24 protein-coding genes and 3 pseudogenes are annotated in these 25,376 nt (G+C 71.8%); 19 read left to right on the top strand and 8 right to left on the bottom strand.

Annotation, left to right across the window (positions count from 1 at the left end; all coding sequences use genetic code 11):
- The first annotated feature begins 124 nt into the window (after positions 1-124).
- From ACWC1K_RS02415 to ACWC1K_RS02405, 3 genes and pseudogenes are all read left to right on the top strand, one after another.
- Positions 125-1,039 carry a LysR family transcriptional regulator gene (locus tag ACWC1K_RS02415; protein ID WP_450828142.1) on the top strand — a complete coding sequence of 305 codons (915 nt, stop codon included), beginning with the start codon at positions 125-127 and terminating at the stop codon, positions 1,037-1,039.
- Positions 1,040-1,508: 469 nt separating this feature from the next.
- A pseudogene (locus ACWC1K_RS02410) lies at positions 1,509-1,900 on the top strand (hypothetical protein); the annotation flags it as partial.
- A 9-nt stretch (positions 1,901-1,909) separates the two neighbouring features.
- Entirely contained in the window at positions 1,910-2,689 is a 780-nt protein-coding gene (locus ACWC1K_RS02405; protein ID WP_450828140.1) for an SDR family NAD(P)-dependent oxidoreductase, read from the top strand.
- Between the two features lie 12 nt (positions 2,690-2,701).
- Here the strand turns inward: ACWC1K_RS02405 and ACWC1K_RS02400 are convergent, their stop codons facing one another.
- Positions 2,702-3,664 (bottom strand): alpha/beta fold hydrolase, encoded by a 963-nt coding sequence (locus ACWC1K_RS02400; RefSeq protein ID WP_450828138.1) that lies wholly within the window; start codon positions 3,662-3,664, stop codon positions 2,702-2,704.
- 120 nt (positions 3,665-3,784) lie between these two features.
- Here ACWC1K_RS02400 and ACWC1K_RS02395 point away from each other — a divergent pair, with 120 nt between their 5' ends.
- Both ACWC1K_RS02395 and ACWC1K_RS02390 read left to right on the top strand, forming a co-directional pair.
- Positions 3,785-4,582, top strand: a complete 798-nt coding sequence (locus ACWC1K_RS02395; RefSeq protein WP_450828136.1) for an SGNH/GDSL hydrolase family protein — start codon at positions 3,785-3,787, stop codon at positions 4,580-4,582.
- A gap of 98 nt (positions 4,583-4,680) precedes the next feature.
- Positions 4,681-5,271 (top strand): PadR family transcriptional regulator, encoded by a 591-nt coding sequence (locus tag ACWC1K_RS02390; protein WP_450828135.1) that lies wholly within the window; start codon positions 4,681-4,683, stop codon positions 5,269-5,271.
- A 13-nt stretch (positions 5,272-5,284) separates the two neighbouring features.
- Here ACWC1K_RS02390 and ACWC1K_RS02385 read toward each other — a convergent pair whose 3' ends face one another.
- Positions 5,285-5,725 carry an ATP-binding protein gene (locus ACWC1K_RS02385; RefSeq protein WP_450828696.1) on the bottom strand — a complete coding sequence of 147 codons (441 nt, stop codon included), beginning with the start codon at positions 5,723-5,725 and terminating at the stop codon, positions 5,285-5,287.
- A gap of 221 nt (positions 5,726-5,946) precedes the next feature.
- Here ACWC1K_RS02385 and ACWC1K_RS02380 point away from each other — a divergent pair, with 221 nt between their 5' ends.
- Both ACWC1K_RS02380 and ACWC1K_RS02375 read left to right on the top strand, forming a co-directional pair.
- Positions 5,947-6,294 carry a hypothetical protein gene (locus ACWC1K_RS02380; protein ID WP_450828133.1) on the top strand — a complete coding sequence of 116 codons (348 nt, stop codon included), beginning with the start codon at positions 5,947-5,949 and terminating at the stop codon, positions 6,292-6,294.
- A 110-nt stretch (positions 6,295-6,404) separates the two neighbouring features.
- Positions 6,405-7,760 (top strand): acyltransferase family protein, encoded by a 1,356-nt coding sequence (locus ACWC1K_RS02375; RefSeq protein ID WP_450828131.1) that lies wholly within the window; start codon positions 6,405-6,407, stop codon positions 7,758-7,760.
- A gap of 567 nt (positions 7,761-8,327) precedes the next feature.
- Here ACWC1K_RS02375 and ACWC1K_RS02370 read toward each other — a convergent pair.
- A pseudogene (locus ACWC1K_RS02370) lies at positions 8,328-8,657 on the bottom strand (TetR/AcrR family transcriptional regulator); the annotation flags it as partial.
- Positions 8,658-8,897: 240 nt separating this feature from the next.
- Between ACWC1K_RS02370 and ACWC1K_RS02365 the strand changes: the two are divergent.
- Positions 8,898-9,404, top strand: coding sequence for a MarR family winged helix-turn-helix transcriptional regulator (locus tag ACWC1K_RS02365; protein ID WP_450828129.1), 507 nt, complete (start codon positions 8,898-8,900; stop codon positions 9,402-9,404).
- Positions 9,405-9,407: 3 nt separating this feature from the next.
- Here the strand turns inward: ACWC1K_RS02365 and ACWC1K_RS02360 are convergent.
- A pseudogene (locus ACWC1K_RS02360) lies at positions 9,408-9,633 on the bottom strand (acyltransferase); the annotation flags it as partial.
- Between the two features lie 191 nt (positions 9,634-9,824).
- Here ACWC1K_RS02360 and murJ point away from each other — a divergent pair.
- On the top strand, positions 9,825-11,519 hold the full coding sequence (murJ, locus tag ACWC1K_RS02355; protein WP_450828127.1) for a murein biosynthesis integral membrane protein MurJ: 1,695 nt from the start codon (positions 9,825-9,827) through the stop codon (positions 11,517-11,519).
- Between the two features lie 96 nt (positions 11,520-11,615).
- Positions 11,616-12,041 (top strand): CBS domain-containing protein, encoded by a 426-nt coding sequence (locus ACWC1K_RS02350; RefSeq protein ID WP_450828125.1) that lies wholly within the window; start codon positions 11,616-11,618, stop codon positions 12,039-12,041.
- A gap of 103 nt (positions 12,042-12,144) precedes the next feature.
- On the opposite strand, the gene ACWC1K_RS02345 is transcribed toward ACWC1K_RS02350, so the two are convergent.
- Positions 12,145-13,266 (bottom strand): CapA family protein, encoded by a 1,122-nt coding sequence (locus ACWC1K_RS02345; protein WP_450828123.1) that lies wholly within the window; start codon positions 13,264-13,266, stop codon positions 12,145-12,147.
- Positions 13,267-13,371: 105 nt separating this feature from the next.
- Between ACWC1K_RS02345 and ACWC1K_RS02340 the strand changes: the two genes are divergently transcribed.
- Positions 13,372-14,133 carry a hypothetical protein gene (locus ACWC1K_RS02340; RefSeq protein ID WP_450828121.1) on the top strand — a complete coding sequence of 254 codons (762 nt, stop codon included), beginning with the start codon at positions 13,372-13,374 and terminating at the stop codon, positions 14,131-14,133.
- Positions 14,134-14,139: 6 nt separating this feature from the next.
- Here the strand turns inward: ACWC1K_RS02340 and ACWC1K_RS02335 are convergent, their stop codons facing one another.
- The gene (locus ACWC1K_RS02335) at positions 14,140-14,448 is read right to left on the bottom strand and encodes a hypothetical protein (RefSeq protein ID WP_450828119.1); all 309 of its coding nucleotides are present in this window, start codon (positions 14,446-14,448) and stop codon (positions 14,140-14,142) included.
- 105 nt (positions 14,449-14,553) lie between these two features.
- Between ACWC1K_RS02335 and ACWC1K_RS02330 the strand changes: the two genes are divergently transcribed.
- Together ACWC1K_RS02330 and ACWC1K_RS02325 are read left to right on the top strand one after the other, a co-directional pair.
- Positions 14,554-15,225, top strand: a complete 672-nt coding sequence (locus ACWC1K_RS02330; RefSeq protein ID WP_450828117.1) for a dienelactone hydrolase family protein — start codon at positions 14,554-14,556, stop codon at positions 15,223-15,225.
- A 124-nt stretch (positions 15,226-15,349) separates the two neighbouring features.
- Positions 15,350-15,997, top strand: coding sequence for a phosphoribosyltransferase (locus tag ACWC1K_RS02325; RefSeq protein ID WP_450828115.1), 648 nt, complete (start codon positions 15,350-15,352; stop codon positions 15,995-15,997).
- Positions 15,998-16,084: 87 nt separating this feature from the next.
- Here ACWC1K_RS02325 and argG read toward each other — a convergent pair whose 3' ends face one another.
- Entirely contained in the window at positions 16,085-17,539 is a 1,455-nt protein-coding gene (argG, locus tag ACWC1K_RS02320) for an argininosuccinate synthase (protein WP_450828695.1), read from the bottom strand.
- A gap of 131 nt (positions 17,540-17,670) precedes the next feature.
- Here argG and ACWC1K_RS02315 point away from each other — a divergent pair, with 131 nt between their 5' ends.
- The 4 genes from ACWC1K_RS02315 (at position 17,671) to ACWC1K_RS02300 (ending at position 22,949) form a co-directional block, all read left to right on the top strand.
- Complete coding sequence (locus tag ACWC1K_RS02315) at positions 17,671-18,759, top strand: hypothetical protein (RefSeq protein ID WP_450828113.1); 1,089 nt, start codon at positions 17,671-17,673, stop codon at positions 18,757-18,759.
- Positions 18,760-18,885: 126 nt separating this feature from the next.
- On the top strand, positions 18,886-19,722 hold the full coding sequence (locus ACWC1K_RS02310; protein WP_450828694.1) for a fructosamine kinase family protein: 837 nt from the start codon (positions 18,886-18,888) through the stop codon (positions 19,720-19,722).
- Positions 19,723-20,117: 395 nt separating this feature from the next.
- Positions 20,118-22,454 (top strand): molybdopterin cofactor-binding domain-containing protein, encoded by a 2,337-nt coding sequence (locus ACWC1K_RS02305; RefSeq protein ID WP_450828111.1) that lies wholly within the window; start codon positions 20,118-20,120, stop codon positions 22,452-22,454.
- An 18-nt stretch (positions 22,455-22,472) separates the two neighbouring features.
- Entirely contained in the window at positions 22,473-22,949 is a 477-nt protein-coding gene (locus ACWC1K_RS02300) for a (2Fe-2S)-binding protein (RefSeq protein WP_450828109.1), read from the top strand.
- A 132-nt stretch (positions 22,950-23,081) separates the two neighbouring features.
- Here the strand turns inward: ACWC1K_RS02300 and ACWC1K_RS02295 are convergent, their stop codons facing one another.
- The gene (locus ACWC1K_RS02295; protein WP_450828107.1) at positions 23,082-24,041 is read right to left on the bottom strand and encodes a LysR family transcriptional regulator; all 960 of its coding nucleotides are present in this window, start codon (positions 24,039-24,041) and stop codon (positions 23,082-23,084) included.
- A gap of 83 nt (positions 24,042-24,124) precedes the next feature.
- On the opposite strand from ACWC1K_RS02295, the gene ACWC1K_RS02290 reads away from it, so the two are divergent.
- A complete protein-coding gene (locus ACWC1K_RS02290) occupies positions 24,125-24,817 on the top strand; it encodes a type 1 glutamine amidotransferase domain-containing protein (RefSeq protein ID WP_450828105.1) in 693 nt (230 codons plus the stop codon).
- Between the two features lie 116 nt (positions 24,818-24,933).
- Entirely contained in the window at positions 24,934-25,326 is a 393-nt protein-coding gene (locus tag ACWC1K_RS02285) for an SseB family protein (protein WP_450828103.1), read from the top strand.
- The last annotated feature ends 50 nt before the right edge of the window (positions 25,327-25,376 follow it).

Genomic DNA, 25,376 nt, shown 5'->3' with positions numbered 1-25,376 from the left:
TCTTGGTCAGCGCGTCGGACCAGGTCAAAGCGGAAGTTCCTATCGCGTGACAGGCGGCACCGATCAATGCAGCGTGTCCGGGGCCCTGGGCGCGGGACGGCCGCGGTGGAGGGATCATGGGAAGGTGCTCCTGCGTCAACTCGAATACCTCGTCGCCCTCGCGCGCGCCCGCCACTTCGCGAAAGCGGCGCAGGCCTGCTTCGTCTCCCAGCCGACCCTGTCCGAGGGCATCCGGAAACTGGAGGACGAGCTCGGCATCCCTCTGGTCCAGCGGGGCCGCAGGTTCGACGGGCTGACACCGGAGGGCGAACGTGTCGTGCTGTGGGCGCAGCGCATCCTCGCCGACCGGGACGCGATGCAGGGCGAGATCCAGGCACTGCGGGCCGGTCTGACCGGACGGCTGCGCATCGGCACCGTCCCCACCGCCGCCACGGCGGTCGCGCTCCTGACCCAGCCGTTCTGCGCCGCCAACCCGCTGGCGACCGTACAGGTCTTCGCGGACCTGCAGTCCGTGGACATCGTGAACCGACTCCGGTCGTACGAACTCGACGCCGCCGTGACCTACCACAGCACCGTCGTCGAACACGGCTTCACGTTCGTCCCGCTGTACCTGGAGCGCTACGTCCTGCTGATCCAGCGCTCCGCCGGCGCCTTGGGCCCGGCCGAGATCTCCTGGGAGGAGGCGTCCCAGTACCCGCTGTGCCTGTTGCACCCCGGGATGCAGGGGCGTCAGGTCCTGGAGGCGGCCTTCGATGCGGCGGGCGTCTCCGTGACCCCGCGCGTGGAGACGGACTCCATCGCCTCCCTGTTCGCGCAGGTCAGAGCAGGGCACTGGGCGAGCGTCGTACCGCACGCCTGGCTCCATGTCTTCGGCGTGCCCGCGGGCATGCAGGCCGTTCCCCTGGTCCGCCCGGTCCGCACCGAGCGCATCGGCCTGGTCCTCCCGGCGCGGGAGCCCGTCTCGGTGATCGGACAGGCACTGATCGACGCCGTCGGTCAGGCGGGCGTGGCGGACTCGCTGGAACGGCTGCCCGGCTAGCACATCGACGCCGAGGTGGCGACCTTCCCATGAGGATCTCCCCTGTTCTGTGTCTCTCTGCACTTTCGAGCATCAGCACCGGCCGGCGCGGAGCATCTGCGGCACCGGATGGCTGCCTTCGGGGCACTCGTGGTCGGCCGCCGGCTGTTCGACGTCACCCATGGCTGGGGCGGTAGGCACCCCTTCGGCGTGCCGGTCCACGTCGTCACCCACCGGGCGCCCGCCGACTGGGCTCACCCGCAGGCCCCCCTTCACGTTCGTCACCGACGGCCTGCACAGCGCGATCGAGCAGGCGGGGACCGCCGCCGGTGCGCGTGCCGCCGCGGGCGACCTGGCCCGCCAGGCCCTGGACGCCGGGCTGGTGGACGAGATCCACATCGACCTCGTCCCCGAGGAGCGAGGGAAACGTGCAATGCAAAGAGCCGCCTGGCCACGATCCGTCGTGCCTCCGGAGGAGAAACGCACCGTCGTCCGGGTCGAGGGACGGCTGGACGTGTTCGCCGCCGGCGACGGGAACGACGCCACCGCACTCAAGATCACCCCCGCCGCGCCGGCCCAGGCCGACCTCGCCGCCTGGAACATCCGTACCTACCTGAACAGTTCCGGCAAGCACCGCAAGGAACCGCGCCTGTGCCGGGCGAGCCACCGCACCCCGCTCCTCGTGCCCTTCGGTCCGGCCGACGGCCTGACCCTGCTGCCGTGCCGGGCGGTGAGAGCGCGGTCCTCGGCGGCCGCGCCTCGGTGCCGGCCAAGGCGAAGACCCTCATGACGCCGTACATGAGACGCCAACTCGGCTGCACAGCAGCCCGAGACACGGGCTCGGCCCTCCCGCGTCCAGGGTGCGGCCAGGGGTGTGTCTAGGGTGCGGGCATGACCTCGCAGACGTACCTCTCCGAACTGTTCTCGCTCAGCGGCCGCGTCGCCGTGGTGACCGGCGGCAGTTCCGGCATCGGCCGGGCCATCGCCGGGGCGCTCGCACGGGCCGGGGCGAGCGTGGTGGTCGTGGCGCGCGGGGAGACGGAGCTGGCCGCCACGGTCGACGAGCTGACGGCCGACGGCTGCCGGGCGGCCTGGGTCGGCGCCGACCTGGGCCGCCGGGACGGCGTGCGCGCGGCCGCAGAGCATGCGGCCGGGGTGTTCGGGGAGCCCGACATCCTCGTCAACAGTGCCGGGATCAATCTGCGGCCGCCGATGGGGGAGTTGGGCGAGGACGTCTGGGACGCCACGATGGCGGTGAACCTGGAGGCGCCCTTCCTGCTGGGCCGGCGTTTCGGCCCCGGCATGGCCGAACGGGGCTTCGGACGGATCATCCACATCACCTCCCAGCAGGCGCACCGGGCGTTCGTGCAGAGCGGGGCCTACGGGGTGTCCAAGGGGGCGCTGGAGTCCCTGGCCCGTTCCCAGGCCGAGGCGTGGTCGCCGTACGGCGTCACCTGCAACACGCTCGTGCCGGGTTTCGTGATGACCCCGCTCAACGAGCGGCTGTCGTCCGACCCCGAGAGGGTGGCGGCGCTGGCCGCGCGCACCATGGTCGGGCGCAACGGTCTGGCCGACGACTTCGCGGGTGCGGCGGTGTTCCTGGCGAGCCGCGCCTCCGCCTACGTCACCGGGCAGGCCCTCTTCGTCGACGGCGGACTGTCGGTCCACTGATCACGCCACGGTTCACACGAGTTCGGTGAGGAAGTCGATGAGCGCCTCGTTCACCTCGCGGGGACGCTCCTGCTGCGTCCAGTGGCCGCAGCCCGCCAACTTGACGGGTTCGCGGCGCAGATCGGGCATCAGGTCCGGGAGGGCGGCGATGAGTTCCGACGTGCCGGGGAAGGCCGGGACCAGGTCGCGGTCGCCGTACACGTACAGGGCGGGCGAGCCGACTACGGCGCCGTGCCAGGGGGCGGTCAGTTCCCAGTTGCGATCGAGGTTGCGGTACCAGTTGAGCGCCCCGGTGAAGCCCTGGGAGAAGCTCTCGGTGAGGGCGTCGAGGTCCTCCTCGGTGAACCACTCCGGCAGGGTCTCGGGGTCCTTCATGGCCGCCAGCCAGCCCTGGCCGGGTTCGATCAGCGGCTGCTCGCCCGAGCCGGCGCCGGGCGCGTCGCCGGAGGCCGTGTAGAAGATCTTCCGCAGGGCCGTGCGGGTGTCCTGCGCCAACTCGACGTCGGCGACGCCGGGTCGGCTGAAGTAGTTCCAGTAGAAGCGGCCGTCGAACCGCTCGTCCATGACGGCCAGCGGAGGCCGGGAGCTGCGGAACGGCGGCGGCACGCTCAGACCGGCCACGCCGCGCACGACGTCCGGCCGCAGCAGCGCGGTGTGCCAGGCGACCGGGGCGCCCCAGTCGTGCCCGACGACGAACGCCTGCTCCTCGCCGAGTGCATGGATCAGTCCGACGACATCGCCGACCAGGTGGAGGATGCTGTAGGCGCTCACCTCGGCGGGCCGGTCGCTGCGCCCGTATCCGCGCTGGTCGGGGGCGACCACGCGAAAGCCCGCGTCGGCCAGCGGACCGAACTGGTGATGCCAGGAGTGCCAGGACTCGGGGAAGCCGTGCAGCAGCACGACCAGGGGGCCTTCGCCTTCCTCCGCAACGTGCAGCCGTATGCCGTTCACGTCAACCATCCGATGCTCAACCATGGACACGAGCCTACGTTCTTCGTGATCTTCGGGGGGCTGATATAGTCAACAATGCGAGTAAGAGATTAATCACCTATGTCGATCGGCAGTCGCGCGGTCTCAACGGAAGGTGGCAGGTCCGTGGCCGGCAGGGGATATCTGCGGTACGTCGCTGTCGGTGACAGTCAGACCGAAGGCGTGGGAGACGGCGACGACGTCCGGGGCCTGCGCGGGTGGGCGGACCGGCTCGCCGAGCAGATCGCGAAGGAGAGCCCCGGCCTGCTGTATGCCAACCTCGCCGTGCGCGGGCGGCTGGTCGGACAGGTGCGTGCCGAACAGCTGGCGCCCGCCGTGGAGTTGCGGCCCGACCTCGCCACGGTCGTCGCGGGCCTCAACGACGTGCTGCGGCCCCGGTTCGACGCGGACGAGGCCGCCGGCCATCTGGAGGCCATGTTCGCCGCGCTCACCGGCCAGGGCGCCCGCGTCGCGACGGTCACCTTCCCCGACCCCGGCCGGCTCGTCCCCGCGGCCCGGCCGCTCGCACCCCGCGTCCTCGCCCTCAACGCCCGCATCCGGGAGGCGGCCCGACGGCACGGCGTCGCCGTGGCCGACTCATGGCCCCACCAGGCCGTGACCGATCCCCGGATGTGGAGCCCGGACCGGCTGCACGCAAGCCCGCGCGGCCACGCCCTCATCGCGGCCGCCGTCGCCCACGCCCTCGACCTGCCGGGCAGCGACGACAGCTGGACGCGACCGCTGCTCCCCGAAGCGACGGCCCGCACGGGCCTGCGGGCCGTGGGGGCCGAACTGAGCTGGGCGGGCGCCTTCTTGGGGCCCTGGATCGTACGGCGGGTACGGGGCCGCTCCTCCGGTGACGGCCGCCGGCCCAAGCGGCCCGCGCTGCTCCCGGTGACCGCATGGGCCGACGGCGCCTCCTGAGCCGTAGCGGGACTCAGCCCCAAGTCGCGCCGTCAGGCGCCCGACACCGCCGTAGTAGTCGTCCCATTGACTAATCAACAAGGTGTTAAATTGGGGCAATGGCTCTGCGCAACGCGGTGATGGCCGCGCTTCTGGAGGGTGAGGCGTCCGGATACGACCTCGCGAAGGGCTTCGAGGCTTCCGTCGCCAACTTCTGGATGGCCACCCCGCAGCAGCTCTACCGCGAGCTGGAGCGCATGGAGGGCGAGGGACTCGTCTCCGCGCGGGTCGTCCAGCAGGAGCGCCGGCCCAACAAGCGGCTCTTCTCGCTCACCGAGGCCGGCCTGGAGGTCCTGCGCGACTACGTCGGCGAGGCTCCGGCCAAGCCGCCGGCCCTGCGGGACGAGCTGATGGTCAAGGTCCAGTGCGTCGACATCGGTGACGTCGGCGAGTTCGAGGCCGTACGGGCCTCGGTCGCCGAGCGGTTCGAACGGGCCACCGCCAAGCTGGCCCGCTACCGGCGCATGCAGGACCGCATGCTCGACGGGCGCACCGAGGACGAGTACCTCGCCACCGCCGAGCGCGTCGGCCCCTATCTCACCCTGCTGGGCGGGATCGCCCTCGAGCGGGCGAACCTGCAGTGGAGCGAGACGGCCCTGAAAAGGCTCGAACAGCGCGCCGCGGCACTCGCCGGACCGTCCGGCGACTGACGCGGCCGGTGCGCTACCTGCGCGGCTTCTGCAGGCCGGCGGCGGTGTGCGCGCGGGGATGGCGCACCAGGGCCCACACCGTCTTGCCGTGGCGTCCACGCGGCCGTACACCCCAGGTCTGGGCGAGCTGGTCGACGAGGTGCAGGCCGCGCCCCTTCTCGTCGTCGCCGGTGGGCGCGTCGTGCAGGACCGGCTGCGCCGGGCTCTCGTCGGAGACGGCTATGAAACAGGAGCCGTCCGCCCGTGCCGTCACCGCCATCTCGAACTCGCGCTCCAGGATGGGGCCGTGACGCACGACGTTCGCCGCCAGCTCGGAGGCCAGCAGGACGACCCTCTCCGTCATCTCGTCGTTCGACGCGTGCCCCCAGCTGGCCAGATGCTGCCGGACCCGGTACCGGGCGAAGCCGACCGAAGCCGGATGACGGGGAAGCCGGAACGCCTCACGTCTCAGCACACGCATCCCTCCCGAATGACATGGAAAAGATCTCGATACTCGAATAAGCGCACAGTGACAGATGAATGTCACTGCGCACACGAGGGGCGGCCGAATCTGGCCATATCTGGCCGAGGGGCGCCTACTGCCCGGTGCGTAGCCGGTCTGGTCAGACGGGCGCCGTGCCAAAATGGACGCCATTCCCGCTGCTCAACCCCGCGCCCACGCACAGAGGTTGATCCGTGACCCAGCCCGCAGCCCGTGTGCCGCTGCGCCGCAACGCGCGGTCCAACCGGGCGCGCATCCTGGCCACGGCCGCCGGGAGCTCGGCCGCAGCCATGCTGCTGGGCCTGGCCCGGCGGGACCTGGGAGCCGAGCGGGTCACCGAGCCCGCCGTGCTGAGCGCCGGATTCGAGGCGCTGACGGTCGCGCTGCTGGAGGACGTCAACACCGGGGCGCTGGAGGACGACGGGACCCGTACGGCCGTCGCCACGCTGATCGCGACCGGCGTGCCGGAGAAGCGGGCGGGCGCGGTGGTCGAGGAGGTAGCGGTGAGCATGCCCCGAGAGCAGCCGGCCGCGGACGGGTGAGCCGCGGACGGGTGAGCCGCGGATCCGGGTGATCTCGTACCGGGCACGGATTGGTTGCGGCCCGGACGTCCCGCCGTACACGTGGTGCGGCTGCGGCAGCATGACGAGGCATGAGCCGAGACCGGTACGTCGACTTCCTGCGGGCATGGGCGATCGTCCTGGTCGTGCTCGGCCACTGGCTGATCACCGCCCTGCTGCACGGGCCCGACGGCGAGTTCATCGCCCCCGAGTTGCTGGCGAGCGTGCCCTGGACCCAGCGGCTGACCCTGATCTTCCAGATCATGCCGCTGTTCTTCCTGGCCGGAGGCCGTGCTGCGGCAGGTTCCTGGGCGCGGACGCGGTCGGCGGGCGGCACGGCCACCGGCTGGGTGGGGCGACGAGCGGTGCGGCTGCTGCTGCCGACGGCCCTGTACAGCGGCCTGGTCCTGCTCGCCGTCGGCGTCTGCTCGACGGTCGGCGTCGACCCGGGCACCCTCGCGCTGGTCGGGTGGGCCATGGCGATGCAGTTCTGGTTCCTGCCGGTGTATCTGCTGCTCAGCGCCCTGACACCGATCCTGCACGCGGCGCACCGGCGCTGGGGGCTCGCCGTCCCCGTGGTCATGGGCGCGGTCGCCCTGATCGCGGACACGCTGGTGCTCACGGCCCACGCACCCGACGTCGGACTGCTCAACTACGTACTGGTCTGGGGCGTCGCGTACCAGCTCGGCTTCTGCTGGCGTGACGGCCTGCTGAGCGAGCGCCGCCCGCTGCTGTCGGCGGCGCTGGCCGCGGGCGGCGGACTGGCCTTCGCGGCGCTGGTCGCGCTCGGCCCCTTCCCCATCAGCCTGATCCTGGTCACCGGGCAGACGCCCAGCAACACCAACCCGCCGTCGGCGGCGATGCTGTCCTGGGCGGTCGCCCAGGTGGGCGCCTGCCTGCTCGCCGCACCGGTACTGCGGCGCCTCCTGGAGCGCGAGCGGGTGTGGCGGCTGGTACGCCCGGTGGGCGGCGTCAGCATGACGCTGTATCTGTGGCACATGCTGCCGGTGCTGGTGGTGGCCGCCGCGTTCTACCTCACCGGCCTGGCACCCGAACCCGCCCTCGGATCCGCCGCCTGGTGGGCCCTGCGAGCGCCCTGGCTGCTGGTGCTCGGCCTCGTCCTGGTCGCTGTGGTGTCGGCGCTGCGGCCGTTGGAGGGCGGTCTGGTGCAGCGGTACGAGCGAACCCGCCCGGGCGTCGGCCCGTACCGCCCGTGGCTGCTCTGGCCGGGCCTGGCCGCATGCGCCGGCGCCCTCAGCCGCTTCGCCACGCGCGGGTTCACCGACGACGGCCGCTTCCCCGCGCTGCCCGCACTGGGTCTGGCTCTGGGCGCGGTGCTGGTACTGCTCCACCGGCGGCCGACGGACTCCGGCGGCACCGGGCGGACCGAGGATCCCGAGGGCGACGCATTGCAGGAGGCGGCCCGACGACCCGGCGCCGTCTCGTGAGCAACAGCTCCGTGGTGCGCGCGTTCCTGTGGCGTGCGGGTCCGGTGTGGGCCAAAGCTCCTTCCGCGACAGGGAGTTCGGGACGGGCAAAGGTGGTGACGGCTGATTGAGATGCCCAACATCCGCTGTAATGGGGCATGTCCGTAAACAGGCCGGTACCCGGTGTCACCGTTGTGTCCGTGGCGCAGGACGCCGCGACTGCGCGATCGTTGCAGGATTTCCTCGTGGCCGCCGGGCTCTCGCTGGTGGACGAGGCCGCCGCGGACGTGGTGGTCGTCCTGATCTCCGAGGCCGCCGTGGACGACCCGCAGTGGCGGGAACGGGTCGCACGGCTCCGTGACGTACGGCTGGTACCGATGCGGATCGACGGTGTCCGCAGCGGCCGGGCGCCCGAGCACCTGCGCCCTCTCAACTGGTGGCACTGGATCAGGCGTCCCCCGTCACCGCGTTCGGCACGGCGCTCGCCGCCGTCTTCGGCGACCCCGAGCAGGTGCGCGGACTGCGGAACCTGCGGGCCGAGGCCGAGGCGTGGATGCGCGGGGGCTGTAGCAGGCCCCGCCCGGTCTCTCAGCCGAGGTCCGGCAGCGGGCGCCGGACGACCTCGCGGGCGTCGTCGGACGGCACGCCCACCATGCGCAGCACCATCTTGACCAGATGCGCCGCCGCCTCGTCACCGTCCGGGACGGGGCGGGCGAACCGCAGCTCCACCAGGGCCGGCAGGGATCCGCCCAGCGCGGACAGGGCGACAGCGGGGTCCGCGGGGGCGAAGCGGCCGGAGGCGACGCCGACCGCCAGGTCGCGCAGCGCGCGAGGGGCAAGCCCCTTGTCGGAGTGCAGATGGCCGAGCCCGCGGTGGCGCAGTACCCGCATCAGCTCGGGGTGCGACTCCGCCGGCCGAACTCCTCCAGCGCGTCGGCCACCGCCGCGTCCATTGCCCGCCGGGTCTCCGCCCGGCGTCGCCGGTGCTTGTGGCCGGGCCGGTCCTCGACGACGCCCTGCGGAAGAAGATCCGCGACGCGATCCGCACCGGGGCGTCTTCGCGTCCCCGACCTCCTCACTCCTACGCTCACCCGGGGAGGAGCGCCGGAACAGCCGAACAAGGTGTGCTTGAAAATTCAAACGCGATAGAGTGGCCGCATGTCCACTACGCCGCGCTGGCTCAACGCCGAGGAACGACGAGCCTGGCTGGCTTACGTCGACTTCTCCACGCTGCTCGCCGACTATCTCAACCGTCAACTGCGGCGCGACGCGGGCATGACGCATGCCGACTACAGCCTTCTCGCGTATCTCTCCTCGACGCCCGACGGCGTCCTCGGGATGTCCGAGCTGGCCCAGCGGCTCAAGATCACCCGCAGCCGGCTCACCCATGCGGTGAACCGGCTGCGGGAGGTCGGCCTCGTCGACCGCCGCGAGGACCCCGCCGACGGCCGCGGCCAGCTCGCCGTCCTCACCGACGAGGGCCGCGCCCTGCTGGACCGGGCCGCCCCGGGCCATGTCGACGCCGTGCGCCGGGCCGTGTTCGACGCCCTCACCCCGGAACAGGTACGGCAGTTCGCCGAGATCGGGGAGGCCATCAGCGACGCCCTGCACCGGGTGGAGAGCGCCGAGACCGATCCGGCGGTCCTGCCGTGGCGGCGCAGGTAGGACTCAGCGCCGCAGGACGTTGCGGACCGGCTCCGGGCGGTGGACGCCTCGCGGGCGGTAGCCGAGTTCGGCGGAGCGGCCCAGCAGGTCCGCCAGGCACCAGATGATGGCCAACCACATCTCGGTGCCCTGGGCCGGGCTGCGGACCGGTGCCCGTAGGACCGAAGCCGAAGCCCTCGCCGTCCTGCCAGCGAGGCAGGGCCGCGGCGGGCCGCTGCTCCGCCCAGGCTGTCATCCCGACTGGGCTGCCACCTTGGGCGTCACGTTCATCCAAGTCATCGACGGGCGATCTGAGTTGACACCCGAGGAGGCGTGGCAAGGAGCGTTTCCCGAGGCCCGGCTGCGGATGAAGCGGTGCGCGCAGTGGCTCGGCGAACGCGGCCGGCGGTTGCGGGGATCTTGATGGCATAGGTTGGCCGCATGAAGCAGGGGGAGCAGCCCGCGACGCCGACCACGTCATCGGGCGACGGAAACGGAATACGAGGGCGGCGTGCCGCCCGGCGGAGGACGGCGGCGACAGGGGGACCGGCCCGGTCGTCGATGCTGATGGCCGTGGCCACTGTCGTGTCCCGCGCCACGGGGCTGATACGGCAGGTGCTGCAGGCCGCGGCACTGGGCGTGAGCCAGCTGGCGGGCACGTACAACACCGCGAACACGGTGCCGACCAGCCTGTACACACTGCTGATCGGCGGCGCGCTGAACGCCGTCCTGGTGCCCCAGCTGGTACGGGCACGCGCCACCCATCCGGACGGCGGCCGGGCCTACGAGCAGCGCCTGGTGACGCTCGTGGTGTGCGTGCTCGGTGTGGGCACCGCGCTCGCCGTGTGGGCCACACCGCAGATCGTCGGCGTCTACATCCAGGACACCCCGGACCGGCACGAGGCCTACCAGCTCACGGTGACCTTCGGCCGGTTCCTGCTGCCGCAGATCTTCTTCTACGGTCTGTTCGGCATCTACGGCCAAGTCCTCAACGCCCGCGAGAAGTTCGGCGCGATGATGTGGACCCCGGTCCTCAACAACGTCGTCCTGATCGGCATGTTCGGCGCCTACCTGGGCCTGATGACCGTCCCGGGGCGGGTCGAGGACATCACCGCGACCCAGGTGCGGTACCTGGGCATCGGGACCACCGCGGGCATCGCCGTGCAGGCCCTGGCGCTGATCCCGTTCGCGCGGGCCGCCGGATTCCGGCTGCGCCCCCGGTTCGACTGGCGCGGCACCGGCCTGGGCGCCGGTGTCCACGCGGCGAAGTGGACGCTGCTGTTCGTCCTCGCCAACCAGGTCTCCCTGGCGGTGATCACCAACTATGCCAACACCGCCGACGCGCACATGCCGAAGGCCGGCGTGGGCTACTCGAACTACATGTACGCGCAGACCATCTGGCTGCTGCCCCAGTCCATCGTCACGGTGTCCCTGGTGACGGTGCTGCTGCCGCGGATGAGCAGGGCCGCCGCCGAGGGACGTGTCGCGGACCTGCGCGCCGACCTGTCGCGGGCCCTGCGCGTCAGCGGCGTCGTCATCGTGCCGGCCGCCTTCCTCTTCCTCGCGCTGGGCCCACAGATCGCCACGCTGATGTTCGCCCACGGCGCGTCCGACGCCACCACCGCACAGCCGGGCGGCCAGATGCTGCAGGCCTTCGCTCTCGGCCTGATCCCGTTCTCCGCCCAGTACCTGCTGTTGCGCGGCTTCTACGCCTTCGAGGACACCCGCACCCCGTTCTTCATGGCCGTGTGGATCTCGGCGGTGAACGTCGCCCTGGCCACCGCCTGCCAGGTGCTGTTGCCCGCCCGCTGGTCCGTGACCGGCATGGCCGGCGCCTACACCCTGTCCTACCTCGTCGGCCTCGCGCTCACGGCACGGCTGCTGCGCCGCAGGACCGGCGGCCCGCTGGACGACGGCGCCCTGCGCCGCACCTATCTCAAGCTGCTGTCCGCCGCGGCCCTCGCCGCGGCCGCCGGCTGGGGCGCCGCACACGCCTGCGCCGGTTTCCTGGGCAGCGGCACCTGGGCCACCGCGGGCGCCCTCGCCGCCGGAACCCTCGTCCTGGCGCCGACGTTTCTCGTTCTGGCCCGTCTCCTGAAGATCGAAGAGCTGCGCAGCCTGCCCGGACTGCGGTGACGCCCGCTCAGCGAAGGCCGACGGCCGGTTTACCGCGTGCGCTGCGGGCTACGCGGGCGAGTGCACCACCCGCCGATGCAGGAGCTAGGAGCTGCCATGACCCGGAAGATACGCGACGTGATGTCACCCGGCGCGGCCGCCGTCGAGCCCATGACCACGGTGGCGCGAGCGGCCCGTCTGATGCGGGAGCAGGACGTCGGCGATGTGCTGGTGGCCTACGACTGCGACCTGTTCGGTGTGCTCACCGACCGGGACATCGTGGTCCGGGCCCTCGCCGCGGGCCGCGACCCCGCCGTCACGACCGTCGGCTCGGTGTGCACGCCACCGCCCGTGGTGACCCTGACGCCCGACGACACGACGGACCGCGCCATAGAGCTGATGCGCGCCTACGCCGTCCGCCGCCTCCCGGTCGTCGAGCACGGCGGCTGCCCGGTCGGCATCGTCAGCATCGGCGACCTCGCCGGCACCGAGGACCCGCACACGGCCCTGACGGACATCAGCAGGGCGGCCCCGAACCGTTGACCTCAATCGTCCCCACCGAGTCGATGGCCCGGATGCCCGGCCGGCCCCAGGCGGCCGCCTCGGCGAACATCAGGTCCGCGCCCCTGGAGCCGCGGCCATCGGTTCACGAGCCGGTCCGGGACCGGTGCGTCAGCGTGAGGGTGCCGTCTGGATCCAGGGTCATGTGTACGGCCTCGCTGATGCCGTTCACTGTGGCGCACAGCCAGTCGCGGTCCGCGTCCGATGCGGGCTCGAGCCGCATGCGCCGGGCCCGCAGGGGCACCAGGCGCAGGCCGGTCAGGCGCCCCGTGTCCGCCGCGACCGTGACGAGGTAGGCGATCCGCAGGTCGTCGCGGTACTCCTCGTAGCCCCCGATGCCCTCGTAGTCGTCGATGAAGTCGCCGCAGCCGTACAGGATCAGCCGGTCGCGGTACACCTCGATCCGGCGGGGGTGGTGCGAGGAGTGGCCGTGGACGACGTCGACACCGCCGTCCACCAGGGCGCGGGCGAAGCGGACGTGCTCACGGGGCACCCGGTAGCCCCAGTTCGAACCCCAGTGCACGGACACGACCACGACGTCGCCCGCACGCCTTTCCTCCCGCACCCGCCGTACCACCTCCGCGGCCGCGGCCGCCGACACCTCGGGCAGGCAGGCCACCCCGGGCCGGTCGGAGGTGGCCGCCCAGCCCGGCGGAACACCGCTGGAGCGCGCCCCGAGGGCGAACACCAGCACCCGGCCGCCTCCGGGGACCGGCACCACGGCAGGCGCGTAGGCCTCCTCGGCGCTGCGCCCCGCCCCCACCGCCCGCAGGCCCGCCCCGGCGAGTGCGTCCAACGTGTCCGCCAGGCCCTCGCGTCCGAAGTCCAGCACGTGATTGTTGGCCAGGACGCAGACGTCCGGGGCGGCCACGCCGAGGGCGGGCAGGTTGGCCGGGTGCATGCGGTAGTGGATCAGCTTGTCGGGTGCGAAGGCGTCGCTGCACGTCACGGACGTCTCCAGATTCACGATCCGGACGTCCGGGGCGGCCCGTTCCAGCAGGCGCAGCGCCTGGCCCCATGGCCAGGAGGGGGCGACGGGGGCGGGGATCGGACCGTTCAGCGACTCCGCCAACCGGACATAGGAGCGGGCGTCCTCGACGTACCCCTCCCGCAGTTCCGGCCCGCCGGGATGCGCCAGGATCTGGTCGACGCCGCGCCCGAGCATCACATCACCGCACAGGAACAGCGTCACCGCGCCGCCGCCCATGCCCCCACGGTAGCGGCGGCCGCACGGCCGGGGCGAGCGTGAGCCGGTGCACTTCGGGTAGGTGCAACGACGACCAGGGAACGCACCGCACCGCGGGAGAACCCTATGAGCGTCACCCTCGTTCACCCACGCCCCAAGTTCGCCCCGGCGCACCTCACCGAGCCGCCGCCGTCCGGCTACCTGCACATCGCCGCAGCGGTGGAACCACCGGGCGGGATCGGCAGGCCCGGCCACAGCCGCGGCAAGACGCACCTGCTCGATCTGCTGCGGGCCGAGGCGGAGGACCTGGCCAGCCTGGGCGAGGTGAAACGGGCGAGCGTCTACCGGGCCACCGCCGTGGCACCGACCGTCGGCCTGCACCCCGCGGACACCGTGCACCCGGCCCGCTACGACGTCGTCGTCCTCGTCGAGACCAGGACCCCGCAGGACATCGACCAGGTGCAGGACAGCGCTGCCTACCGTCACCTGCGCGAGCGGCTGGACCAGGCCGCCGGCGACGTCCATGTGATGGCGGCCCGCTGCGGCAAATGCGTCGCCGACGTGGGCCGCAGTCAGGAAGGCCTGTTCCAGTTCAGCTATTTCGTCGGTGACGACCCCGAGCTCATCGCGGACCTCTGGGAGCACCTCGCGGGCTGGTACGCCGTCGAAACCGGTCTCGACAACTCGCTGCTGCTGCAACCCCTCGACGGCACGGCCTCCGACTACTGCTTCGTCGGCCACGCCCACTGGGACCTGGGGCTGGCGGCCGTCGCCCTGCGCCAGTTCACCAAGCCGAGCTTCTACCGCTTCCTGCAGCCCACGCTGAAGGAGAACCGCACGACCGTGATGCCGGTGCTGTATCACCTCGTGCGGCTGCGGGACCGGTGAGGCGGCTCAGGCCCGCGTGTCCGGCCCCGTCATGTCGTCGACACGGGTCGTGTCACCGGCGTGGCGCGTGCGCACCCTGCGGTGGCGGCGATGCGTCGGGCGGTGCGAGGCGCCGCTCACCGCGGTGGCCAGCGCCAGGCAGAAGATGAGCGCCAGCGCGAGGCCTGAGCTGAAGACGGCCAGTGTGTTCATGGTGGCGATCTGGTGATCGAGCACCGAGACGGTGTAGTCGGGGCCCCCGGACAGGTTGCCGGCGATCGCCAGGGCGGTGAAGGCGCCTGTCGCCCCGAGGAGAAGCAGTCCGATGAGCAGCATCCGAGTCATCTCCTCGCAAGAGGTGTTCCACCGCTACGGGTACCCGTGACCCGGTAGGCCATACGAGGCCCTGCCGGGCCGGCCACGAGGAAGAAGATGATGGCGATGATCTCCCAGCTGATCTCGGTTCCCGCCGACGGCGTGGCCCTTCCGGGCGATCTGGTCCTGCCCGACCCGGCCCGCGCGGTCGTGGTGTTCGCGCACGGCAGCGGCAGCTCGCGGCACAGCCCCCGCAACCGCGCGGTCGCCGCCGAACTGCGCGGTGCCGGACTGGGCACCGCCCTGATGGACCTGCTCACCGAGGAGGAGGACCGCCGGGACGCCTCGACGGCGAAGTATCGCTTCGACATCCCCCTGCTGGGCCGACGCGTGGTCGCCGTCGTCGACTGGCTCGAAACACAGCCCGACACCCGTACGCTGCCGGTCGTCCTGTTCGGTGCCAGCACCGGTGCGGCAGCGGCCCTGGTGGCCGCCGCCGAGCGGCCACGGCGGACCCTGACCGTCGTCTCGCGGGGCGGGCGCCCCGACCTGGCCGCCGACGTACTGCCGGGCGTACGGGCCCCGGTACTCCTGATCGTCGGCGGCCGCGACCCGGAAGTGCTGCGGCTGAACCAGGCGGCCGCCCGGGAGCTGAGCGGTCCGCACTCGCTGCGCATCGTTCCCGGCGCCACGCACCTGTTCGAGGAGCCCGGAGCGCTGGAGCAGGTCGCGGAGATGGCGCGGAACTGGTGCGAGGACCGCCTCAAGATCGCAGACGAGGCCGCCCCGGAGCAGTGACGGGCCGACTCCACCCCGGGGGACGGAGGGACGGCCGGGGCGCGTGCTTCGGCCGGCGTGCGCGGGGTACGCGGGGAAGCGGACCGAGGGGGCCGTCCGCGCGCGGGAAGGAGTGGCGACCGCGATGCAGTTCCATGACCGCACGGAGGCCGGGCGGGAACTGGCCGGGCGACTGCGGCTCGAGCAGGAGAAGGGCGTCCTGCCGCACCCCGTCGTCCTGGCCCTGCCGCGCGGCGGAGTCGCCGTGGCCCGGGAGGTGGCACGGGCGCTGGATGCCCCGCTCGACGTCCTGGTCGTACGGAAGATCGGTGCCCCCTTCCAGGAGGAGCTCGGCGTCGGCGCGATCGTCGGCGACGACGACCCCCTCTTCGACGAGGACGCCCTCGTCCAACTGGGCCTGACCGAGGCCATGCTGGCGCCGGTGGTGGAACGCGAACGCAAGGAACTCCACCGCCGCGAACGCCTCTACCGCCAGGGCCGCCCCGCGCCCGATCTGGCGGACCGCACCGTCATCGTCGTCGACGACGGGCTCGCCACCGGATCGACGGCCCGTGCCGCACTGCGACACGTACGGCGTCAGGCTCCCGAGCGGGTCGTGCTGGCCGTGCCGGTCGGCTCGCCGCACGCGGCGCAGCAGATGCGCGCCGAGGCCGACGAGGTGCTCTGTCTGCAACGGCCGGCGTCCTTCATGGCCGTGGGCCTCTGCTACGAGAGGTTCGAGCAGCTGACGGACGAGGACGTGCTGCGGGCCCTGCACACGGCGGCCGGCTGAACCCGCTCGGTACGGGGGCGTCGATGCACCGACGGAAAGGGCGGCCCGACACCACGGTGTCCGGCCGCCCTTTTCCGTTCGCAGACGTCAGTCCGTGCCGGACTCCATCGCGGCGCGGTCCAGCAGCGCGTCCTCCTCCGAGACCTCGCCGCGGGAGGCGATGGCCTCCGCGCCGCCCTCCGGCAGCTCCGGCATGGTGCCGATCAGGCCGGTGGCGGCCGCCTGGGAGGCGCCGACGGTGGGACTGCCGGTGCCGATCAGGCCGAGGCCGACGTACTGCTCCAGCTTGGCGCGGGAGTCGGCGATGTCCAGGTTGCGCATGGTGAGCTGGCCGATCCGGTCCACCGGGCCGAACGCCGAGTCCTCGGTGCGCTCCATCGACAGCTTGTCCGGGTGGTAGCTGAAGGCCGGGCCCGTGGTGTCGAGGATCGAGTAGTCCTCACCGCGGCGCAGCCGCAGCGTCACCTCGCCGGTGATGGCCGCGCCGACCCAGCGCTGCAGCGACTCGCGGATCATCAGCGCCTGCGGGTCCAGCCAGCGGCCCTCGTACATGAGGCGGCCGAGGCGACGGCCCTCGTTGTGGTACTGGGCGAGGGTGTCCTCGTTGTGGATGGCGTTGACCAGGCGCTCGTAGGCGGCGTGCAGCAGGGCCATGCCGGGCGCCTCGTAGATGCCGCGGCTCTTGGCCTCGATGATCCGGTTCTCGATCTGGTCGGACATGCCCAGGCCGTGGCGGCCGCCGATGGCGTTGGCCTCCATCACCAGATCGACGGGGCAGGCGAACTCCTTGCCGTTGATCGTCACCGGGCGGCCCTGGTCGAAGCCGATCGTCACGTCCTCGGTGACGATCTCCACCTCGGGGTCCCAGAACCGCACGCCCATGATCGGCTCGACGGTCTCGACGCCCGTGTCCAGATGCTCCAGCGTCTTGGCCTCGTGGGTGGCGCCCCAGATGTTGGCGTCGGTGGAGTACGCCTTCTCGGTGCTGTCCCGGTAGGGCAGGCCGTGGGCGACCAGCCACTCCGACATCTCCTTGCGGCCGCCGAGCTCGGTCACGAAGTGGGCGTCGAGCCAGGGCTTGTAGATCCGCAGGTGCGGGTTGGCGAGCAGGCCGTAGCGGTAGAACCGCTCGATGTCGTTGCCCTTGAAGGTCGAGCCGTCGCCCCAGATCTGGACGTTGTCCTCGAGCATCGCCCGCACCAGGAGGGTGCCGGTGACGGCGCGGCCCAGCGGGGTGGTGTTGAAGTAGGCACGCCCGCCCGAGCGGATGTGGAACGCACCGCAGGTCAGCGCGGCCAGGCCCTCCTCGACCAGCGCCGCACGGCAGTCGACGAGACGCGCGATCTCGGCACCGTACGTCTTCGCACGGCCGGGCACCGAGGCGATGTCGGGCTCGTCGTACTGGCCGATGTCGGCGGTGTAGGTGCACGGGACGGCACCCTTGTCGCGCATCCACGCGACCGCGACGGAGGTGTCGAGGCCGCCCGAGAAGGCGATGCCGACGCGCTCGCCGGCGGGCAGGGAGGTGAGGACCTTGGACATAGGAAGAGTATGCATGATCTCGCATGATCATGCAAAGCCGTGTCCGAAGGACGCCGACGGAGTGCTCCCCGCACTCCCGATTCCTGCAGGTTCCTGCCCCCGGGAAGCCGCCGCTCAGGCACCATGATCGTGTGACATACGCGGTGACTGTGGACGTGGACCTCCCCAAGGGCGCCCCGGAGCTCGACGTTCTTCAGCGGGAGGGCGTCGGCTTCCTGCTGCGCAAGGGGCTCGACTCGATCGCAGCGATCGAGGGGCCCGACGGAATGGAAGTCGACCTGGTGGACGACGTCATCGCCGTCCATCCCACCGGGGTCCTGCTGAAGCTCTTCGTCGACGCACCGGCACTGGAGTTCGCCGAGGACGCCGCCCGTGAGGTCGTCGCAGAGCTGCTGGAGCGCAGCGAACCCCTAGCCGACTGGGAGATCGCCCGCTGCGGGGTGGAGCTGCACCCCGACCTGCTGCAGGAGAGCCTGGACGCGGCCGACGGCCCGGACGCACCGCCCGCAGATCCCGCCGAACGCGCGCGCCGGCACGCGGCGGCCGAACCCCCCGCCGGATCGGGCCGGCTCGAGCGTGCCGAGGTCGACGCCATGCGCGACACCCTCCGCGCTCTCGCACCGACCCTGCGGGCCTTCGGGCTCGAGGCCTTCGGCCACCACGAGGACGAGGAGGAGCGGATCGTCAGCCGCGAGGCGGCGGAGATCGCGGCCGGCGCCGTCGTGTACGCGATCGATCTGCTGGTCGACGCGCTCTTCACGGACCTGGCCGGTCTGGAGGAGGACGGGCCCACCGTCGCGGAGACCGACGCGCCGTTCATGGTCCTGGACGATCTGCCCCCGCGGTTCGCCCTGCAGTACACGGTCCTGTTCGTCCGGCGCCTGACCGTCACCGCCGTGACCATGACCGGCCACCTCGCCCAGCCGGACTTCGGCCGGCCCAGCTGCGTGGCCGAGGAACTGCTGCTGAAGTCCCTGCTCGCCCAGGCCGAGGTGACGGCCGACCTCTACGAGCTGCTGAGCGACGAGGTCGAAACCGCCCTGCAGGTCTTCGCGGACGGCGTGTTCGAGGACACGGACCACGGGTGGCTGTACGCCCCGGCCGCGGACGGCATCACCAAGGGCACCGTGCAGGACTGGTTCATCCCCTTCGGCGACGAGCGGTACGTCCATCCCTACGCCGCGAACGGTGACGGCGACGACGAGGAGCCGCTGGACTGACCGGCCCTGGGCCGACGCCGGCCGGCTCGCGGCGGTTCTACTGTGGGGTCCGTGCACCTCGGCATCCCCTCCGACGAAGACGGCGACGGCGTCCCCGGCGACGGCCCGGACACTGACGGTCCGGGCGTGGCCGCGGCCAGGATCACCGGGCGTACCGTGCGCGGCGAGCGACGGCTGTCCGCGTCCCTCGCCGAAGTCGGCCTCGACGACGGGCAGTCGGTGATGGTGAAGCGCGGTGACGATCCCGGCGCGGCGCGGGCGGAGGCGGCCGGGCTGCGCTGGCTGGCCGACGCCGGCACGGTCCGCGTTCCGACCGTCCATGGGCACGACCGGCGCTGGCTGGTGACCGACGTGGTCGCGCAGGGACCGCCGACGGCCCGGGCGGCGGTGCGGTTCGGGCGCGGGCTGGCCGCCCTGCACGCCGCGGGCGCCCCCGCGTTCGGCACGCCACCACCCGGCGGGCCGGTGGACGCGTACATCGGGCTCGCCCCCATGCGCAACGTTCCCGGCACCGACTGGCCCCTCTGGTACGCCGAGCACCGCGTGCTGCCCTATCTGCGCGAGGCCGTCGACCGGGGCACCGTCCGCCCTGCCGAGACGGCCGTGATCGAGCGCGTCTGCGAACGGCTGCCCGAACTGGCGGGGCCCGCCGAGCCGCCCGCCCGGCTGCACGGCGACCTGTGGAACGGCAACGTGCTGTGGGGAGCCGACGGGCAGGTCTGGCTGATCGACCCGGCCGCACACGGCGGCCACCGCGAGACCGACCTGGCCATGCTCCAGCTGTTCGGCTGCCCGCACCTGGAGGACGTACTCGACGGCTATCGGCAGGCGGCCCCGTTGGCCGAAGGCTGGATGGACCGGGTAGCACTGCATCAGCTCTTCCCGCTGCTGGTGCACGCCGTGCTGTTCGGCCGCGGATACGCCGAACAGGCCCTCGCGGCAGCACGAAGGGCCCTCGCGTGACGAGACGCGAGGGCCCGCCCTTGCGCATCCAGACCGGCGAGCGGCGCCCGGCGCACCGGACGGGGCAGCGTACGGAAACGGGTCGGCTCCAGGAGCATGCGTCGTCCCCTTGACCGGCCGGACCGGTCGCCAGGGGGAGACGGTGGGTGTGCCGGATGACCTGTGGTTCCGGATGACCAGTGGTTTCAGACCGTGGGGCATTCCGGGGTGATCGCAGAACCGTGCCTGCCCACGCATGCGGGTTTCCGCCCGGCCCCGGCCCGTCCGCTTCACACCTCCCACGACTTATGGGGTTTGCGTGTGGAAGCGGCCCGGAGATCTTTCGCGGAACGCGCCTGACGTGCACAGTCGGGATCCGCCGTCGAGGTGAGTGCCGCGCGCTTGGAGGACCGCTGATGGGAGCCCACGAACACCCGCAGCCGCAGGACGCCGATCCGGCTCCGGACGGCATCGGGCGCAGACGCTTCCTGGGGTACGTCCTGGCCGCGTCGACGCTCACCGTCGCCGCCGAGCTCGGCGAGGCCGTCCTCGCGCCCGCCCGGGCCGCGGCGGTCGTGCCCTCCGCGCCCGGACCGGCCGAGATCTACGACCTCAACGACATGCTCACCCATGCCACCCTGCCCACCGCGAACCTGATCACCATCCGGGTCGGCACCGACGGCACCGCCTCCTTCGCGCTGCCCCGGGCCGAGGTCGGGCAGGGCATCACCACCTCCAGCGCGATGCTGGTCGCCGAGGAACTGGACCTGCCGCTGGACAAGGTCCGCATCACCCTCGCCGACGCCCGCCCCGAGCTGTTGTTCAACCAGCTCACCGGCGGATCCAACACCACCATCTCCACCTTCACCCCGATCCGGGTGGCGGCCGCCGTCGCCCGCGGCCGGCTCCTGGAAGCCGCCGCCCTCGAACTCGGCGAGGCCGTCGGCACCCTCACGGCGAAGCTGGGCGTCATCACCTCCTCCGTGACCGGAAAGAGCCTCACCTACGGCGAACTCGCCGAGAAGGCCGCCACAGTGACGACGAGTCAGGTATCGGTCACCCTGAAGAAGTCGTCCGAGTTCAAGGTCATCGGGACCCCGCAGCACCGCGTCGACGCCCTGGAGGCGGTCACCGGCCGCAAGAAGTTCGCCATGGACCTGCACGTGCCGGGCGCCCTGCCGGCCATGGTGTGCCGCCCGCCCACGATCAACGGTACGGTCCGCTCGGTCGACAACCTCGACGAGGTGCGGGGCATGCCCGGCATCACCGACGTCGTACGGATCTCCACCGGCGTCGCCGTGCGCGGCCGTACCTTCGGGCAGTGCATCGACGCCGTGCGCGCCCTGAAGGTCACCTGGGGCCCCGGCACGGTGGACGACGCCACCGACGACACCATCCGCGACGAGCTGCGCAAGGCCGAACTCCCGCTGCCCGCCCTCGACCTGCTCACCAAGTCGGTCGACGCCCGCTTCACCTTCCACTTCGCGAGCAACAGCGCCCTGGAGACCAACTGCGCCGTCGCCGACGTACGCGAGGACTCGGCCGAGATCTGGGCGAGTCTGAAGTCCCCGATCACCGCCCAGGAGCAGATCGCGCTCACCCTGGGACTGCCGGCGAGCGCGGTCAAGGTGCATGTCACCCAGGGCGGCGGCTCCTTCGGGCGCAAGCTCTTCCACGACGGAGCCGCCGAGGCCGCCGAGATCTCCAAGGCGACGGGCAAACCGGTCCGGCTGATGTGGCACCGCACCGACGACTTCCGCCACGGCCGCACCCACCCCATGTCCACCTCGCGGGTGCGTGCCACCTACGCGCTGGGCCAGGTCCTCACCTACGACCAGCGCCACACCTCCGTGGCCACGGAATTCGGGCACGGCGTCGGCGAGATCATCACCTCCGAGGCGGCCCGGCTGCCCGTCGGCGACCTCACCTTCTCCGAGACGATCTTCACGCTCACCCAGCAGACCCCGTACGACTTCGGTGTCGTCACCCAGCTGCTCAGCGAGACCGACAAGGGCTTCCACACCGGCTCCATGCGCAACATCTACTCGCCCAACGTGCGGTGCGCGCAGGAGCTGATCGTGGATGAGCTGGCCAAGCGGATGGGCAAGGACCCCTATCAGTTCCGCCGCGCCTTCCTGAAGGACGAGCGGGCGCGGGCCGTCCTGGACAAGGCCGCCGAGGTGGGCGGTTGGGGACGCGGCATGCCGGCCGGCACGGCCCAGGGCATCGCCCTGCACCCCGAGTACCACGCCTACGTCGCCGTCCTCGCCGAGATCGACTGCCGCCCGCAGACCACCGGCCGCGAGGTCCCCGACGCCTGCACCGGGCCACGGGTCACCAAGGTCGTCTGCGCGGTCGACGCCGGGCTCGCCGTCAACCCGCGCGGCCTTCAGGCCCAGATGATGGGCGGCATCATGGACGGCATCGCGATCACCCTCAGCTCCGGACTGCATCTGGACAACGGGCATTTCCTGGAAGGCAGTTGGGACAACTACTTCTACACCCGCCAGTGGAACACCCCGCCGGAACTGGAGATCGTCGTCATGCCGCCGACCACCGGCAGGCCCGGCGGCGCCGGCGAACTGGCCGTCGCGGGCGCGATGGCGGCCGTGGCCTGCGCCTACGGGCGTGCGACCGGCACCATGCCGACCACGTTCCCGATCAACCACGCGGGTCCCCTCGGCTTCGAACCGCTGCCCACCACCCCGCCGATCCCGGCGTCTCCCACCGACGGCCTGAGCCGCGTCTACTAGGAGCCCAGGAGGCCCTTCGTGCCCGAACACACCTTCATCCTCAACGGCAAACCGGTGACCGTGGACATCGAGGACGACGTACGGCTGCTGTGGGTGCTGCGGGACGTCCTGGGCGTCACCGGACCGAAGTACGGCTGTGGGCTCGGCGTGTGCCAGGCCTGCACGAGCCACATCAACGGCAAGGCGTTCAACCCCTGCAGCGTCCCGGTCAAGGACCTCGGCCCCACCGACGAGGTGACGACCATCGAGGGACTGCCTGCCACCGTCGGCAGGGAACTCCACCCGATGCAGGAGGCCTGGCTGGAGTACGACGTCGCACAGTGCGGCTACTGCCAGCCCGGCCAGATCATGACCGCGGTCGCCAAGGTCCGCCAGGCCCGCGAGGAGGGCCGCGACATCACCGAGGCCGACCTCGACCAGATCCGCAACGTCTGCCGCTGTGGCACGTACCACCGCATTCGGGAGGCGATCGTGGCGGGTGCGAAGAAGTACTGAGCACAGACGCCTCAAGAAGGTCCGCAGAGCCAGTCGGGAGGCAGGCTCGGTGCCGTACGCGTTGTACGGCCGTCCTCCACCGCCGAGCAGCGCCTCCGCCTGGACCAGTTCCGCCATGTGTGGGTGCGCTGCTCAGTTGTCGCGTACGGCCTGGAGCAGGTGGTCGCGGACCAGGGCCACGTGTGGGTTGGTGGAGGCGCCGGGGCGTTGGACGAGGAAGGCGGTGTTGATGGGTGGGTCGTCCGGGTCGTGCAGCAATACCAGGGCGCCCGAGGCCAGTTCGGCGGTGCACAGGTAGCGGGGGAGGACCGTGAAGCCCGTACCGCCGGCCACCGCCGCCTTGAGCGCGTTCAGGTCGGGCATGGTGACCGCCGGCTGACAGACCAGGCGCCTGCCGAAGACATGACGCCAGTAGCGGCGCACGATCGGCAGGTCCTCGGCGTAGGCGACCAGGGGCACGCCGTGGAGGGCGGCGGGCCCGGCGGCGGCGATCCCGGCCGGTCCGCCGATGCGCTCGGCCCAGACGGGGGCGGCGACCAGCACGAACTCCTCGTCCGCGAGGGGCACGGCGGCCAGGGCGCGGCCGCGTGGCCGGAAGGTCGCGATCACCAGGTCGTGGCGGCCTGCCTTCAGGTCGTCCAGGAGCGGCTCGGTCAGCCCGGGGGTGATGCGCAGCCGTACGCCTCGATCCACCAGCGGCGCGAGGCCGGGAAGGACCGAGCGGGTCAGGAACTCGTGCGGTCCCGCCAGGTGCACCGGCTCCGGCGGCTGGTCGTCGGCCGGGCCGCCCCGGGCCGTGAGCGTGGCGAGGGAATCCAGCGGCTGCACGATCCTGGCGGCGAGCTCGTCCGCGTACGGCGCGGGGGAGACCCCGCGGGCCTGGCGCTGGAACAGCTCCCGGTCCAGCTGCCGCTCCAGCGCGCGCACCTGCGTCGTGACCGTCGGTTGCGACAGCCCGAGCAGACGCGCCGCCGCCGTGAAGGAGCCGGTGCGGTAGACGGCGAGGAAGGTGCGCAGCAGATTCAGATCGAGTGCCGTCGAGCCGCCGACCTGCGCTCTCTCCTGTCGCCCATTGGTTTCCCTATCCCTCATATCGTTGAGCCTATTGGATTCCGATGGCCGGCGCGGCTTACGTTTGGATCACCACCAAGCTGACGACCCCTCGGAGACAGAGCATGTCGAAGATCCTTTTCGTGATGACCGGTGTCGACTACTGGACGCTGGCCGACGGCACCCGCCACCCCACCGGTTTCTGGGCGGAGGAGGCCGTCGCCCCCTATGAGGCGTTCAAGGCCGCCGGTCACGAGATCGTCGTCGCCACGCCGGGCGGTGTCGTACCGACCGTGGACAAGGGCAGCCTCGCCGCCGAGTACAACGGCGGGCAGGAGAACGCCGACCGTGTCGCCGGTGTGCTCGCCGCGGCCACCGAGCTGCAGCACCCCGTCAGCCTGCGGGACGTGAACCTCGACGACTACGCCGCCGTGTACTACCCCGGCGGCCACGGCCCGATGGAGGACCTCGCCGTCGACGCCGACTCCGGCAAGCTGCTCACCCTCGCCCTGGAGTCCGGCAAGCCGCTCGGTGTCGTCTGCCACGGCCCGGCCGCGCTGCTCGCCGCCGAGCAGGACGGCGTCAACGCCTTCGCCGGCTACCGGGTGGCCGCCTTCACCAACGACGAGGAGACCCAGGCCGGCTTCGCCGACAAGGCCAAGTGGCTGCTGCAGGACCGGCTGACCGAGGCCGGCGTGCAGGTCCAGGTCGGTGAGCCGTGGGCGCCGCACATCGTCGTCGACCGCAACCTCCTCACCGGCCAGAACCCGGCCTCCTCCGCCCCGCTCGCCGCGGAGCTGCTCAAGACGCTGGGCTGAGCACCGGTCGGCGGGTTCCCGGAACACATGACCCCGGGCGAGTTCGGGTATCCGCCCCGGCGGACCGCAGGGCACAACGGGGTGCCCGATCGTTCGACCTGCTGATTGGATCGACCATGACCGACCACTCTTCCGACGGCGCCGCCCCCGCGGTACACCTCGCCCTGCGTGCCGTGGTCCAGGGTGATGCGAACGAGAGCGAGCTGAACACCTTGGCCGGCAGCGAGGTACTGGTGCCGGCCGGTGCCGCCGCCCCGGAGCAGGATGAGGTGACCCTGCCCGTGTACGCGCAGGAGGACGGAACCGAACTGGTACCGGTGTTCACCACCCAGGCACGCCTGCAGCAGGCCCTCCCGCAGGTCGGCGGGCATCGACGGCTGCCGCTCCGCACGCTCGCCCACCGCTGGCCGTCCGAGACGCTGGCGCTCGTCATCGACGCCGGTACCCCGGAGGAAGTGGCTCTGACGGCTGAGGGGGTCAGGCAACTGCTCGACCGCGGCGCCGCCTGACGTCACATACCGGCAATTCCTTACGTCATCCTGAGCGTGGGCGTTCCCGC

It is taken from the genome of Streptomyces sp. NPDC001492, from assembly GCF_053597275.1.
This window is presented reverse-complemented; position numbering and strand designations above follow the sequence as displayed.